Source organism: Conyzicola sp. (genome assembly GCF_057073975.1).
The window spans coordinates 1-13,420 of record NZ_JBXMIS010000016.1; the positions used below are offsets into that span (position 1 = coordinate 1).

Genomic DNA, 13,420 nt, shown 5'->3' on the forward strand with positions numbered 1-13,420 from the left:
GACCGGACCTCTGCAGCCCGCGGCGATCGCGTTCTACGAGAAGCGCGGCTACGAGCCGACGGGCGCCTTCGGCTCGTACCTCGAGGCAGAGAACTCGCTGTTCTTCGCGAAGACGCTCTAGGGCTTCTGGAGGGGTCCCAAACTGTCGCTATCTCGCGATCGTGCCGACAGATTGGGCCCCCTCGATGCAGCGAGGGTCACGCCGCAGGCAGCTCCTCGACCGAGTAGTACACCGGAAGGCCGCGCTCACGGGCGATCGCGACATCCTGGTCGGCGCCCTTCGACTCGCCCGGCAGGCGCAGCACGGCGTCGCAGTGCTGCAGCAGGCGCTCGGCGGTTGGGTACATGATTTTGGAGGCGATCGGGTCGGCGATCGAGGTTCCGCCCGCACCGCGCAGCACGGGCAGCGCGACCCACTCCCCGATCATCGGGATGTGCCCGGCCTCGAACACCGGCCACGCGGCCTGCTCGAGGCGGGCGAGGTTGGCATCGAGCAGGGCGGGGTCGTCGTTGGTGCCCGAGCGGTATGGGCCGGCAATGAGGATCAGCATGGGTTTCGTCATGCCGTGACCATAACGTGCAGAAACGTGCAAAAGCAAGTAGGATTGTGACATGCTCGCTGCAGAACGCCAGGCCTTCCTGCTCGCACGCCTCGCCCGCGATGGCAAGCTCGTCGCCCGCGACCTGGCGGCAGAGCTCGGCATCTCTGAAGACAGCGTGCGCCGCGACCTGCGCGAGCTCAGCGCTGCCGGCCTCGCCCAGCGCGTCTACGGTGGGGCGTTGCCGGTGTCCCCGGCGATCGCCGACCTCGCCACCCGCGAGACCATCTCGGTCGAGGGCAAGAGCCGTGTCGCCGCGCTGGCCGCCGCGCTGGTGAAGCCGGGCATGACCGTCATCCTCGACGGGGGCACCACGGCTCTCGCCGTCGTCGCCGCGCTGCCGGCCGGGCTTCAGGCCACCGTCGTCACGCACAGCCCCGTGATCGCGAGCGCGCTCATCGGCACGAGCCTCGAGGTCTACCTCATCGGCGGGCGGCTGTTCCACCACTCGGGCGTCACGAGCGGTGCGGCCGCAGCGGAGGCGGTCGCTGGCGTCAGCGCCGACCTGTTCCTGCTCGGCGTGACAGGAGTGCACGCGGATGCCGGCCTCACCACCGCAGACGCCGACGAGGCCGCGATGAAGCGGCTGCTCTGCCGTCGCGCCGCCGAGACCTGGGTGCTCGCAAGCGCGGAGAAGGTCGGGGCAGCCTCGGCGTTCACGGTGGTCGGCCTCGACGAGGTCGCCGGCATCCTCACCGATGCCGCCGCCGACCACCCAGCGATCGTCGCGCTGGAGGCCGGCGGCGTGATCGTCAGGCGGTAGCCTCGGCGGTCTTCGCTGCGGCGCGCTCCGCCTTGCGCTCGCGGCGACCCTCCACCAGGTAGTACAGCGTCGGCAGCACCACGAGGGTCAGGATCGTCGACGAGATAAGGCCGCCGATCACGATGATCGCGAGCGGCTGCGAGATGAAACCGCCGTTGCCGGTTACACCGAGGCCGAGCGGGGTGAGCGCGGCGATCGTGGCGACCGCGGTCATGAGGATGGGGCGAAGGCGTCGCGCCGCGCCGTGCACAAGCGAGTCGCGCACCGACATGCCCCGCTCGCGGTATTGGTTGACGAGGTCGATAAGCACGATGGCGTTCGTCACGACGATGCCGACGAGCATGAGCAGCCCGATGAACGAGGAGACGCCGAGCGGGATTCCCGATGCCACCTGCAGCAGGATCGCCCCCGTTGCCGCGAACGGCACCGACACGAGCAGCAGCAGCGGCTGGCGCAGCGACTTGAACGTCGCGACCATGACCACGTAGACGATGAGGATCGCGACGAGCAGCGCCAGCGAGAGCTGCGAGAACGCGTCGCTCTGCTGCGAGGTCACACCGCCGAGCTTCGCCTCTGCGCCCGCCGGGAGGTCGGCCTTGTCAACGGCCTGCTGCACCAGGGCCGAGGCGCTGCCAACGTCATCGCTGCCCGGCGTGACACTCACGGTGGCACTGCGCACGCCCTTGATGGTCGTGACGCTCGACGGCCCGTCGACCTCCTCGATCGTGGCCAGCTCGCTGAGCGGCACGAGGCCCGTGGCGGTCGGCACCAGGAAGTCCTCCAGCTCCGCGACGGTCGTCGGCGCCTTCTCGTTGGCGATGTAGATCGATAGCGTCTTCTCGTCGATCACGACGGAGCCGACGGTGCTCGGGTTCATCGCCGCGGTCACGATGCCGCCGACCGCGATCTCGCTGAGGCCCGCACGAGCCGCCTTCTCGCGGTCCACCTCGACAGCGAGGTATGGCTGCGAGACCGAGAGGTTGCTTGTCGCCTCGGCGACCACATCCAGATCGCGCACCTCGGTCAGGATCGCGTTGGATGCCGCGCGCAGGTCGGCATCGGAGTTGGCCGTGATGTTGACGGCGATGTCGCTCGACGCGAAGCCGGAGCCGCTGGCTGCCAGCGTTACCTCTCCCGCGTCGTCGAGGTCGGCGACGGCGTCACGCACCTGCTTCTGCAGCTTCACCTGGTCGACGGTCGGGTCGGTGGTCAGCGAGAAGCTCGCACTGCCGGAGCCGCTGAACGCGGCGCGCAGCGAGCTGCCGCTCGAGCCGAGCGATAGCTGCACGATCTCGACGCCGTCGATGTCGAGCAGCACAGACTCCAGCCGCTTCGCGGCCTTGTCCTGCTCCGCAAGGCTCGTGCCGAGCGGAAGGGTCTGCGTGACGGTGAGCGTGTTCTGCCCGCTGTCGCCGATGAAGTTCGTCTTGAGGAACGGCGCCGCCGCACCCGTGCCCGCGAGCACGAGCACCGCGAGCAGGATCGTGACGACCGGTCGCCGAAGGGTCCAGTGGATCACGGGGAGGTACGCGCGCTGCAGCCGGTTCGGCGTCGACAGCTCGTCGTTCTCCCCGGGGGTGTGGGCTCCCGGATGCGCGGCCTTCGACCCGAGGAACCAGTAGGCGAGCACCGGAACGATCGTCAGCGAGACGAACAGCGATGCCGCGAGCGCGATCGCGATCGTGAGGGCGAACGGACGGAACAGCTCGCCGGTGATGTCGCCGACGAGGGCGAGCGGGAGGAACACCGCAACGGTCGTGACCGTGGATGCCGTGACGGCACCGGCCACCTCGCGCACGGCCGTCTTGATCGCGTCGAGCTTGCTCTCGCCGAGGGAGATGTGCCGCTTGATGTTCTCGATGACGACGATCGAGTCGTCGACGACGCGGCCGATCGCGATCGTCAGGGCGCCGAGCGTGATGATGTTGAGGGTGTAGCCAGAGACCCACATGCCGATGAAGGTCACGAGCACCGAGACCGGGATCGAGATCGCGGTCACAAGAGTGGAGCGCAGCGAAAGCAGGAAGACGAGGATGACGAGCACGGCGAAGAGGAGGCCGAGCAGTCCCTCGGTCGTCAGGCTCGCGATCGACTCCTCGATGAACGGCGCCTGGTCGAAGACGACGGTGATCTTCGTGTCGCCGCCGATCGACTCCTCGATCTCCGGGATGAGCTCGCGCACCAGCTCCGACACCGAGACGGTGTTGCCGTCGGGCGACTTGGTGACGGCGATGGTCACCGATGGGTCGCCGTTGACGCGGGAGATGCCGGTGACCGGGTCAGGGCCGACCTCGACCGTGGCGATGTCGCCGATGGTCGTGAACGTATTCGCGGCGACGAGTGGCAGCGAGGCGAGGTCGTCGGTCGAGCCGAGCCGGGATCCGGCCTGCACGGTGAGCGTCGAGCCGTCCTCTGTGATCGAGCCGGCTGGCAGCAGCACACCGTTCGCATCGAGGGCATCGCGGATGTCCTTGGTGGTGACGCCGGCCGTGAACATGGCCGCGTCATCCGGGCTGATCGTCACGCGCTGGGTCTCTGCGCCGAGCAAGGACGCGTCGCTCACGCCCTCGAGCTGGCGGATGTCGGCGAGAACGGAACCGTTGATGGCTGCCGCGAGGTCGGCGTCATCGAGGTCGCTCGTGACGGCGAGCTGGATGACGGGGAGGTCGCTGAAGCTGAACGTGAGCACCTGCGGGTCGACGTCGGCCGGCAGCTGCGACTCGATGCGGTTGATCGCGAGCTGCACCTTCTGCTCTGCCGTGGCGATGTTGGTGCCGTAGCTGAACGATGCGGTGATCGAGGAGAAGTTCGTGTTCGACGTCGCTGTCGTGCCCTCGAGGCCGGCGATGCCCTGGATGGCGGTCTCGATCGGGGTCGACACGTCGGTGTTGACGACCTCGGGCGACGCACCCGGGTATGCCGTGATGATGAAGATGTTGGGCAGCGAGAGCGAGGGGATGAGCTCCTGCTTGAGGTTCGACAGCGCGACGCCGCCGAAGACCCCGATGACGATCGTGACGAGCGCGATGAGTGCGCGGTTGCGCAGGCTGAAGACGGAAAGAAGGTGCAACGGAATCCCCTTGGGTGCTGTGTGCTGTGAGATGCACAGCGCTGTGCACTCGAATTATCCCGCGCACGCAGCACCCGGCGCGTACTCCCCGGGGATTATCAGTCGACTACACGACGTCGGCGAGATACCCCGTGTCGATGAGCGCACTGTGGCCGACGGTCGCCCACGCCTCGCGGAGGGCGGCGACCCCGCGATCCGTCTCCTCCGCGGTGTAGCCGAACGGGATGCGGATGAACCGCTCGAACGCCCCGTCGATTCCGAACCGCGGCCCGGCTGCGAGCAGCAGCCCGTGCGTGCGCGCCGCGAGCGTCAGCTGGGAGCTCACCTCCTGGCCGAGGCCGACCCACGTGGTGAGCCCGCCGTCGACGTGGGGGATGCTCCACTCGGGGAACGCCTGCCGCAGCGCGGCCGTGAGGTGGTCGCGCCCCGCTCGCAGCTGCTCGCGGCGGGTGTCGATGATGCTGTCGAAGTCGTCGAAGAGGTGCTTGACGACGAGCTGCTCCATGATCGGGGTGCCGAGGTCGGTGGCCGATCGCACCCGCACGAGCTTCTGGATGAGCTGGCGCTCCGCGCGGATCCAGCCGACGCGCACCCCGCCCCACACGCTCTTGCCGACCGAGCCGATGAGCACCGCCGGGCCGTAGGCGGCGAGGGGAAGGGCATCCCACGGCCGGTCGATGCTGAGCTCTGCCATCGTCTCGTCGGCCACGAGCACGGTGCCCTGCCGCTCTGCCAGCTGCACGAGCTTCTGCCGTAGCTCCGGGCGCATCGACTGGCCGGTCGGGTTGTGGAAGTCGGGCATCATGTAGCCGAGCGCCGGGCTGGTGCGCTGGATCGCCTGCTCGAGCGCCGACTCATCCCACCCCTCCGCCGTCGTCACGTTGACCGGCACGAGTCGTGCGCCCGTGAGGCGAAGCGCCTCGAAGGCGTGCGGATAGCTCGGCGTCTCGACAAGGGCGCTGTCGCCGCGGCCGAGCAGGGTGCGGCTCAGCAGGGCGATCGCGTGCTGCGCGCCGATCGTCACCATGACCTGCTCCGGCTCCGTCGGGAGGCCCCGAGCGGTGTAGCGGTCGGCGATCGCCGCGCGCAGCGAGGTGAGGCCGATGGGATCGAAGCCCGACTCGCCGAGATGGGCCGGCAGTTCTGCGGCGGCCCGGCGGGCGGCATCCACAATCGCTGGGATGGCGGGCAGCGTCGCCTTGCTGAAGTCGAGGTAGCCGCTCGCCGCGTTCTCGATCATGACGGGGGCGCGGTGGGGAAGGCGCGCGACACTGCCAGATCCGCGGAAGCTGTCGAGGTAGCCGGCGTCGCGCAGCTCGCCGTAGGCGGCGGTGACGGTCGTGCGGCTCACACCGAGCTGGCTGGCGAGGTCGCGCTCCGCGGGGATGCGGGTGCCGACGGGTACGCGGCCGTCGAGAATGAGCAGCCGGATGCGGTCGGCAAGGGCCACATAGGCCGCAGCCGTGGCCGATTCCCGCCATCCACGCAGCATTGAGGCCAATATGCGGGCCGAAATGGATGCCATGTGTCCACCTTAGGGCAATTGGCTATATATCCCCAGTCCAATCACCCGCTTTGATGGCCACATGCACACCAGACGGATCATCCAGTTGCTCGTCGGCCTCTTCCTCTACGGAGTCGCCATCTCGATGATGGTGCGCGCCGGGATCGGCGTCGGTCCGTGGGACGTGCTGTCGCAGGGCCTCTCGCTGCGCACCGGACTCGCCTTCGGCGTCGTGACCAACCTCGTCGGGCTCGTCGTGCTTCTGCTGTGGATCCCGATCCGCCAGCGGCCGGGTGTCGGCACCGTGCTCAACGTGCTGCTCGTCGGCACGAGCGCCCAGATCGGCCTCTCGTTCATCCCCGCCCAGACGGAGGTATGGGCCCAGGCCCTCGTCTTCGCCGGCGGGCTCGCCCTGCTCGCCGTCGCGACCGGCCTCTACATCGGAGCCGGATACGGCCCCGGCCCGCGCGACGGGCTCATGACCGGCATCCACAAGCGCTGGGGCACGCCGATCTGGCTCGTGCGCACCGTCATCGAGCTCACCGTGCTGGCGATCGGGTGGATGCTCGGCGGCACTGTCGGCAGCGGCACCATCGCCTTCGCCCTGCTGATCGGCCCCATGTGCAACGTCACCATCCCGCTCCTGCGGGTGCCGGTGCCGGTCACAGAGAAGGAACTGGTGACGACATGATGCTGCTCTCCATCTCCGCCATCGTCGTGTGGTCGACCATCGCGACCATCGAGCTGGTGCGACGCGACGGCTACGGACCCGTGCCGTTCGACCCGCACTACGACTCGACCCGTGCGGGATACCCGTCGATCGCCCGAACGTTCTAGCTGGTGAGCTGGGGTCGCGCTGCGGCCCCAGCCACGGCATCCGGTGTGGCGTTGTCTAGCTCGAGCACTCCGGAGTAGTACTCGATCTTGCGCTCGAGAAACTGCAGGCTCTCGCGGTCGGCCTCCATGCGGGCGGTGAGGGAGACGCGGTAGCGCGCGAGCATCTCCACCCGCTCTGCGATGGTGTGGTCTCCGGCGTGCGTGAGCTCGACGAAGCGCTTCATCTCGCGAATCGGCATGCCGGTGCCACGCAGCAGCTGAAGGAATCTGATCCAGCCGAGGTCGTCCTCCGTATAGCGGCGATGACCAGAGCTGCCCTTCGCGATCTCATGCAGCAGCCCTTCCCGCTCGTAGTAGCGCAGGGTGTGCTTCGAGATGCCCATGCGCTCTGCGGCCTGGTCGATGCTGAGCTCAGTCATGCGCATACGGTACGTCTTCGAGTGCACTCGAAGTCAAGGGGATCTGGCATGCGGTTGACTTCGAGCGCGCTCGAAGTCCTACCGTCGCCGCATGACAAACGCACTCCAGTTCGGCACGACCGACACCTACCTGACCCCCATCGCACTTGGCGCCATGGTCTTCGGCACCCAGACCCCAGAGGATGAGGCGCGCCGCATCCTCGATCACTTCATCTCCGAGGTGACGCCCCGTTTCACCGCCCCCGACGGAACCCCCGCCCGCGGCATGGTCGACACGGCCGACTGCTACTCGTGGTGGGACGTTCGCGGAGACCGCGGCGGCCACAGCGAGGCGGTGCTCGGCCGCTGGCTCGCCGACTCAGGAAAGCGCGAGGCCGTCTTCCTCTCGACGAAGGGCACCGCACTCATCGACGACATCGATGCCGTGTGGCACGGCGACCGCGTCGCCGAATGGCAGTTCGTCGAACCGCATTTCGTCGGGGCGTCTCCACAGGTGCTGCGCGATTCGCTTGCCGCATCCCTGATTCGCCTCGGTGTCGACAAGGTCGACCTGTACTACAACCACGTCGACGACCGCTCGACGCCGCTCGAGGCCTCGGTCGGCACCTTCGCTTCGTTCATCGAGGATGGCCGCATCGCCAACTACGGCTGGTCGAACGTGACAACCTGGCGGCTCGCCCAGATCCGCGCGATCGCCGAGGCGAACGGCTGGCCGCAGCCCGCTGCCCTGCAGCAGGAGCACTCGTACCTCCGGCGTCGCGCTGGCCTTCGCCACAACTCCATCGTCGACGGAGAGCAGTTCGACTACCTCGAGGAGTATCCCGACCTGCAGCTCGTCGCCTACTCGCCGCTGAGCAAGGGCGTGTTCTCGAACACCGCCCGACGGGCGTCGACCTCCCCAATCATGCGGCCATATAACGGGCCGGATGCCGAGGCACGTTTCGCCGCGGTCGACTCCGTCGCGGGGCAGACCGGTGCCACCGGCAACCAGGTCGTGCTGGCGTGGATGATGGCTCGCTCGACGCCGCGAGTCCTTCCGCTCATCGGCCCGCGCACCTGGGACCAGTACCTCGAGAACATCGAGGCGCTCGACGTCGAGCTGAGCGCAGACCAACTGGCCGAGCTCGACGCGGCGGGAGCGTAGACCCGGGGTATGCATCCCCCGGGTCGCGACTACAGGTTGCGGTCGGCGTACTCCGCCAGCGCATCGCGCACGAAGGAGGCGCCGGCCGCTCCGCCATAGTTCTTCGCGAAACGCTCGTCTGCGACGTACATCTCGCCGAGCCCGACGAAGTACTCCTTCGTGGGTGCGCCGTTGTGCTGCGGCGTGCCGGGGATTCCCGACAGCCAGTCGAACTGGCGCTGCGCGAGCGCCTGCGCCTCGTCGCTGTCGGGGCTGACCCCGCTGGCTGCCGCGGCGATCCAGTCGGAGATCAGGGTCTCCATGCGGGTCGTCCAGTCCCGCTTCTCGTGCGCGCTCATCGAGGTCCACCACGCGTCGCTCTTCGCGTACGCGTCCGTGCCCCAGCGCGCCTCGACCTCATCCTTGTACTCGGTGTGGTCGAAGCCATCGAACATGTTCTCTGCCATCAGTTGTTCACCTCCTTCCATTGTGAGGATCGTGGTCTCGACACTCGAGATCTGCCGCGCGAGCCGCTCGCGCTCCTGCTGCAGCCACTCCAGGTGGGTGCGCAGGGCGGCGGCGTCATCCGCGTGCCCGGCGAGCACCTCCGCAATGGCCTGCAGCCCGAGCCCGAGCTCACGCAGCAGGAGGATGCGCTGCAGTCGCGTGAGCGCCGCCTCGTTGTAGTACCGGTATCCGTTCGCGCCGATGCGGCTCGGGGCGAGCAGCCCGATGTCGCCGTAGTGGCGCAGCGTGCGGCTCGTGGTTCCGCTTAGTCGCGCGATGTCTTGAATGGACCAGTCCATGTCATCCTCCTTCCGTTGTGTCGTTCACCACGGTAAAGGTTGACGCTGCGTCAAGGTCAAGCGCCCAACGTGAACTCATGTCACGCAGATCGATGTTCACGGGGCTGGGAGGGTCGATTCGAGTTACATCAACGCAGGATCGCCGGCGGCGAGAAGACGAGTTAAGGGAGAACCCTGATTGCGTCCCCTCGAAACGCGATATATCTTGAGTTATACAAGACGCGATATAGCGCGAGTTCAGGGAGAGAACCATGGCAGAACAGAAGTGGCTCGTCGAAGGCGAGAAGCACATCGAGCTTGGGCCGATCCGTCGGCTCAAGGTGAGCCTCGTCGGCGGCCAGGTCGACATCATCGCCCACGATGAGCCGACGACGATCGTCGAGGTGCACTCGGTGCGCGGCAAGGGACTCAAGATCGTGGCCGACGGCGACAGCCTCGTCATCGACCACCCGCAGCTGAGCTGGGACAACTTCATCGAGGTGTTCCGCTCCTTCTCCGGCACCGCGAAGGCCGACGTCAGTGTGCTCGTGCCGCGCGACGTTGCCCTTACCTTCGGTGTCGTGAGCGCGAGCGCCCTCATCAGCGGACTGCGACAGGATGCCTCGGTGAGTACCGTCAGCGGCGAACTCGTTGTCGACGGCGTCACCGGCGACCTCCGCCTCAACTCCGTCAGCGGCGAGGTCAACGTGCGCAACCACGCCGGTGCCGTGCACGTGAACACGGTGAGCGGCGACGTGACCGTCACAGGCGAGGTCTCGTCGTTCACGGCGGATGGCGTCTCGAGCAACGTCTTCCTCGACGTCACAGGAACGCCCGACGCGATCCGGGTCAACACGGTCTCGGGAGCCGTCACCACGCGGCTGGCGCCCGGTGTCGCCGCGCAGTACAAGATCAACACGGTCGGCGGGCGCATCCACCTCGACGACTCCGAGATCAGCGGCATCCGCGGCGGGTACACCGGCCGCTACGGCTCGCTCGACGAGTCGTGGATCGACTTCCGCGCCAACACGGTGAGCGGCGACGTGAGCGTGCTGCACGCGGTGTCGGCATGACTCCCGCGGTCTTCGCGCACGGCCACCTTCGGCTGTACGTGCTCAGCATTCTCAACGAGCGGTCGATGCACGGCTACGAGCTGATCCAGGCGCTAGAGGAGCGCTTCGGCGGCACCTACACGCCGAGCGCCGGCACCATCTACCCACGGCTGGCCAAGCTCGCCGACGAGGGACTCGTCACGAAGACGACCGAGGGCCGCAAGTCGACCTACGCGATCACCGACGCCGGCCGCGCCGAGCTCGAGGCGCGCCGCTTCGAGCTCGACGGCATCGAGAGCGACGTCACCGACTCGGTGCGTCGGCTCGCCGACGAGGTGCGGTCATCGGTCAACGAGGCGATGAAGAGCCTGCGGGCCGACCTCGCCTCCGCCGCCCGCGAGGCGCGGGACGAGGTGCACCGGGAGACGAGGAACGTGCGGGTCGAGAGCCGCGTGCAGCTGCAGGATGCCGAGAACCTCCTCGCCGACTTCCGTCACCACCTACGCACCGACCTTCGCACGCACGTCGCCGGCCGGGAGCTCACGGCTGAGACCGTCGCCACCTTGCGCCGCGGGCTCGACGAGGTGCGCGCTGCCGTGGCGGCTAGCCTGCGAAGCTGACCGGCACGTAGAGGTCCTGCACGCGGTCGTTCAGCGCGGTGTGGTCGTTGCGGGTGAAGATGCCGCAGGCGTCGACCGTGCAGTCGAGCTTGTCGTCCCTCGGCTCGCCGACGAGCAGGTAGGCGGTGAAGGCGCCGGTCGCCGCGTCGTCGTAGCCGCGGGCGCCGAACAGCTTCCAGGCCCAGTCGTCGTTGATCCAGTTGCTCGGTGCGTACTGCACGGTGCCAGCTTCGACATCCTGCGTCTCCTGATCGGGAACGCCGCCGAGGCACGGGCCGGGCTTGCTGCTCGAGTCGTCTGGGATCTTGCAGATGGCGACGTAGATGCCGCGGGAGGCGTCGTATCCCGTGCCGCTCACCACGAGCTGCTCGCCAGGCTCGAGCGCCGAGGTGTCGACGACGCCGGTCGGGTCGGGAGATGAGACGACGAAGCTGCGTTCCCGCCCATCCCCTCCGTCGGCAGAGACCTCTAGCGGCCACTCCTGCTGCGGCTCGTCCTGTACAGAGACGCCCTGGTTCTCATGGGTCAGGATCGGAACGACCACGATCGCGGCGATTACAAGGATGACGGCGACAGCGCCGAGAACGACCCATCGCCAGCGGGGTCGACGGCCTGTGCTCACGGCAGAAGTCTAGGCCGGTAGTAGAGTCGCCCTTCGTGAGCTCCCGATTCCCCGACACCGCACGGGCCTTCGCTGCGGTGTTCGTCGGAGGGATGCTCGGCACCGGCCTCCGGTTCACTGTCGACTACCTCGTTCCGGGGCCGATCTCGACGCTGGTCGTCAACGTCGTCGGATCACTCGCGCTCGGCTATCTAGCAGCGCGGGTCTGGCCCACTGCGGCACCGTGGCTCAAGGCTGGTCTTGGGGCCGGGCTGCTCGGGTCGTTCACGACCTTCTCTGCTGTGGCCGTGATCCTCGTCGATCTCGGCTTCACCGTCACCGGGCTGCTCTACCTTGCCGCGACCCTCGTGCTGGGGCTCGGGGCGGCATTCGCCGGGCTGCGACTGGGGGCGGCGCGCTCATGACCGTTCTTCTCGTCATCCTCGCCGGCGCCGTCGGCGCGGTGGTGCGCTACGCCGTGTCTCTGGTCGGGGGCGTGTGGTCGGTGCTGCTCGTCAACGTCGTCGGCTCCTTCATCGCCGGCATGGCCATCGCCCTGAGCGGCGACCTGCAGCTCATCGTCGCGGCCGGATTCTGCGGCGGCCTCACCACCTTCAGCGCCTTCAGCGTCACAACGGTCGAGCTCGCCATGAAGGGACGCTGGGCTGCCGTGTCGTCTGCGATCATCGGCAACGTCGCACTCGGCTTCGCCGCCGCCGCGGCCGGAATGGCCATCGCCGGCGGCTAGTCCTTGATGATGTCGTCGAACGACGTGAGAACGGCGCTCGTGTTTCCCTGCTTGACGACGGTGTGCGAGTAGTCGGGCTCGGCAGCCCGCGCCGCATCCTCTCGCTGCTCCCTTTTCATCTTCGTCAGGGCGGCGATCGCCTGGCGGGCGATGAAGCGGCCGGCGCGGTTGGCACCGATCGTCGAGGCCTGGGGTCCGTAGCCGGCGAAGAAGATGCGCGGGTCCTTCCACGCTGAACCCTGGGCGACGACGACGCCGCCCTCCTTCTCACGCAGCTTGAGAGGCGCGAGATGGCGCAGCTCTGGGCGGAACCCGGTCGACCAGATGATGGCATCAGCCTTCTGGAACGCCCCGTTCGACCAGCGCACGCCATCCGGTTCGATGCTCTCGAACATCGGGCGGGCGTTCAGCAGTCCACGCTCGATGCCAGCCTGGATGCGGCGGGTGCGCGGCACCCCCGTTCCGCTGACGATGCTCGGCAGGGCTCGCCCGGCGCGAGCGGCCTCGTCTTGCGCCTGCACCGCCTCCAGCCGCGCCTCGAGGTTGAGCTCGCCGTCGTCGAGGAACTCGATGGGCCGACGGCTGACCCAGGTGAGGGTCGACGCGACCTCCTCGAGCTCGAGCAGGAATCCGATGGCGCTCGTGCCGCCGCCGACCACGACGACGCTCTGTCCGGCGAACTCCGAGGCATCGGTGTACTCGGTGGTGTGCACGTGTCGGCCGGCGAAGCTCTTCAGGCCCGGGTACCACGGGATGAACGGGGAGCCCCAGGTTCCCGTGGCATTGATGAGGATGTCGGTCGAGACGCTGCGACCGCCATCGACCCCGACGAAGTCGACCTGCAGGTTCGGTCCGGCGTTCGCCACCCGCACGACGTTGGCTGGCCGCACGATCTGAAACTGGTAGTGCTCCTCGTAGGCGGCGTAGTACTCGGCGACGACCTCTTTCGCGGGTGCCGTGCGATCCGCCGTCTCGAAGCTCAGGCCGATGGCCTCCATGCCGGGAAGGTCGTTGATGCGGTGCGCAGACCCGATGCGAAGGGCCTCCCAGCGCGACTGCCATGCACCGCCGGTGCCTGGACCGCGGTCGAGCACGACGAAGTCGTTGCCTGCCTCGAGTCCGAGCCGCTGGAGGTAGTACGAAACCGACAATCCAGCCTGGCCCGCACCGATCACGACAATCGAAGTGTCGGGATTACCAGTGGTCACGTCTCAACGTTACCCGCAAGCCCTGCGTGCTAAACTGCACACTACTTTTCAGCCCAAGTTCCCGGACGCCCAGAGGGCTTTTCCCGGATCG

15 protein-coding genes are annotated in these 13,420 nt (G+C 67.8%); 8 read left to right on the top strand and 7 right to left on the bottom strand.

Features of this window, described 5'->3' with window-relative positions:
• Positions 1 to 197 precede the first annotated feature (197 nt).
• Positions 198 to 563, bottom strand: a complete 366-nt coding sequence (locus AC14A7_RS01355) for a DUF4406 domain-containing protein (RefSeq protein WP_484006083.1) — start codon at positions 561 to 563, stop codon at positions 198 to 200.
• Positions 564 to 612: 49 nt separating this feature from the next.
• Between AC14A7_RS01355 and AC14A7_RS01360 the strand changes: the two genes are divergently transcribed.
• The gene (locus tag AC14A7_RS01360; protein ID WP_484006084.1) at positions 613 to 1,362 is read left to right on the top strand and encodes a DeoR/GlpR family DNA-binding transcription regulator; all 750 of its coding nucleotides are present in this window, start codon (positions 613 to 615) and stop codon (positions 1,360 to 1,362) included.
• On the opposite strand, the gene AC14A7_RS01365 is transcribed toward AC14A7_RS01360, so the two are convergent.
• Positions 1,352 to 4,432, bottom strand: a complete 3,081-nt coding sequence (locus AC14A7_RS01365) for an efflux RND transporter permease subunit (protein WP_484006085.1) — start codon at positions 4,430 to 4,432, stop codon at positions 1,352 to 1,354. The two genes, AC14A7_RS01360 and AC14A7_RS01365, sit on opposite strands and share 11 nt — an antisense overlap.
• Before the next feature lie 106 nt (positions 4,433 to 4,538).
• On the bottom strand, positions 4,539 to 5,957 hold the full coding sequence (gene yczR, locus AC14A7_RS01370; protein ID WP_484006086.1) for a MocR-like transcription factor YczR: 1,419 nt from the start codon (positions 5,955 to 5,957) through the stop codon (positions 4,539 to 4,541).
• A gap of 61 nt (positions 5,958 to 6,018) precedes the next feature.
• Between yczR and yczE the strand changes: the two genes are divergently transcribed.
• Together yczE and AC14A7_RS01380 are read left to right on the top strand one after the other, a co-directional pair.
• Positions 6,019 to 6,627: a membrane protein YczE gene (gene yczE, locus AC14A7_RS01375; RefSeq protein WP_484006087.1), complete on the top strand. Its 609-nt coding sequence runs from the start codon at positions 6,019 to 6,021 to the stop codon at positions 6,625 to 6,627.
• Positions 6,624 to 6,773, top strand: a complete 150-nt coding sequence (locus AC14A7_RS01380; protein ID WP_484006088.1) for a hypothetical protein — start codon at positions 6,624 to 6,626, stop codon at positions 6,771 to 6,773. The genes yczE and AC14A7_RS01380 overlap by 4 nt, the downstream gene beginning before the upstream one ends.
• On the opposite strand, the gene AC14A7_RS01385 is transcribed toward AC14A7_RS01380, so the two are convergent.
• Complete coding sequence (locus AC14A7_RS01385) at positions 6,770 to 7,192, bottom strand: MerR family transcriptional regulator (protein WP_484006089.1); 423 nt, start codon at positions 7,190 to 7,192, stop codon at positions 6,770 to 6,772. The two genes, AC14A7_RS01380 and AC14A7_RS01385, sit on opposite strands and share 4 nt — an antisense overlap.
• Positions 7,193 to 7,283: 91 nt before the next feature.
• Between AC14A7_RS01385 and AC14A7_RS01390 the strand changes: the two genes are divergently transcribed.
• Positions 7,284 to 8,336: an aldo/keto reductase gene (locus AC14A7_RS01390; protein WP_484006090.1), complete on the top strand. Its 1,053-nt coding sequence runs from the start codon at positions 7,284 to 7,286 to the stop codon at positions 8,334 to 8,336.
• Positions 8,337 to 8,365: 29 nt separating this feature from the next.
• Here AC14A7_RS01390 and AC14A7_RS01395 read toward each other — a convergent pair whose 3' ends face one another.
• On the bottom strand, positions 8,366 to 9,121 hold the full coding sequence (locus tag AC14A7_RS01395) for a MerR family transcriptional regulator (RefSeq protein ID WP_484006091.1): 756 nt from the start codon (positions 9,119 to 9,121) through the stop codon (positions 8,366 to 8,368).
• Between the two features lie 251 nt (positions 9,122 to 9,372).
• Between AC14A7_RS01395 and AC14A7_RS01400 the strand changes: the two genes are divergently transcribed.
• Together AC14A7_RS01400 and AC14A7_RS01405 are read left to right on the top strand one after the other, a co-directional pair.
• The gene (locus tag AC14A7_RS01400; protein ID WP_484006092.1) at positions 9,373 to 10,173 is read left to right on the top strand and encodes a DUF4097 family beta strand repeat-containing protein; all 801 of its coding nucleotides are present in this window, start codon (positions 9,373 to 9,375) and stop codon (positions 10,171 to 10,173) included.
• A complete protein-coding gene (locus tag AC14A7_RS01405; protein WP_484006093.1) occupies positions 10,170 to 10,772 on the top strand; it encodes a PadR family transcriptional regulator in 603 nt (200 codons plus the stop codon). The genes AC14A7_RS01400 and AC14A7_RS01405 overlap by 4 nt, the downstream gene beginning before the upstream one ends.
• On the opposite strand, the gene AC14A7_RS01410 is transcribed toward AC14A7_RS01405, so the two are convergent.
• Positions 10,756 to 11,394, bottom strand: coding sequence for a hypothetical protein (locus AC14A7_RS01410; protein ID WP_484006094.1), 639 nt, complete (start codon positions 11,392 to 11,394; stop codon positions 10,756 to 10,758). The genes AC14A7_RS01405 and AC14A7_RS01410 overlap by 17 nt on opposite strands.
• A 35-nt stretch (positions 11,395 to 11,429) precedes the next feature.
• Between AC14A7_RS01410 and AC14A7_RS01415 the strand changes: the two genes are divergently transcribed.
• Together AC14A7_RS01415 and AC14A7_RS01420 are read left to right on the top strand one after the other, a co-directional pair.
• Positions 11,430 to 11,798 carry a fluoride efflux transporter FluC gene (locus tag AC14A7_RS01415; protein ID WP_484006095.1) on the top strand — a complete coding sequence of 123 codons (369 nt, stop codon included), beginning with the start codon at positions 11,430 to 11,432 and terminating at the stop codon, positions 11,796 to 11,798.
• Complete coding sequence (locus AC14A7_RS01420) at positions 11,795 to 12,121, top strand: fluoride efflux transporter FluC (RefSeq protein ID WP_484006096.1); 327 nt, start codon at positions 11,795 to 11,797, stop codon at positions 12,119 to 12,121. The genes AC14A7_RS01415 and AC14A7_RS01420 overlap by 4 nt, the downstream gene beginning before the upstream one ends.
• Here AC14A7_RS01420 and AC14A7_RS01425 read toward each other — a convergent pair.
• The gene (locus AC14A7_RS01425; RefSeq protein ID WP_484006097.1) at positions 12,118 to 13,329 is read right to left on the bottom strand and encodes an NAD(P)-binding domain-containing protein; all 1,212 of its coding nucleotides are present in this window, start codon (positions 13,327 to 13,329) and stop codon (positions 12,118 to 12,120) included. The genes AC14A7_RS01420 and AC14A7_RS01425 overlap by 4 nt on opposite strands.
• Between the last annotated feature and the right edge of the window lie 91 nt (positions 13,330 to 13,420).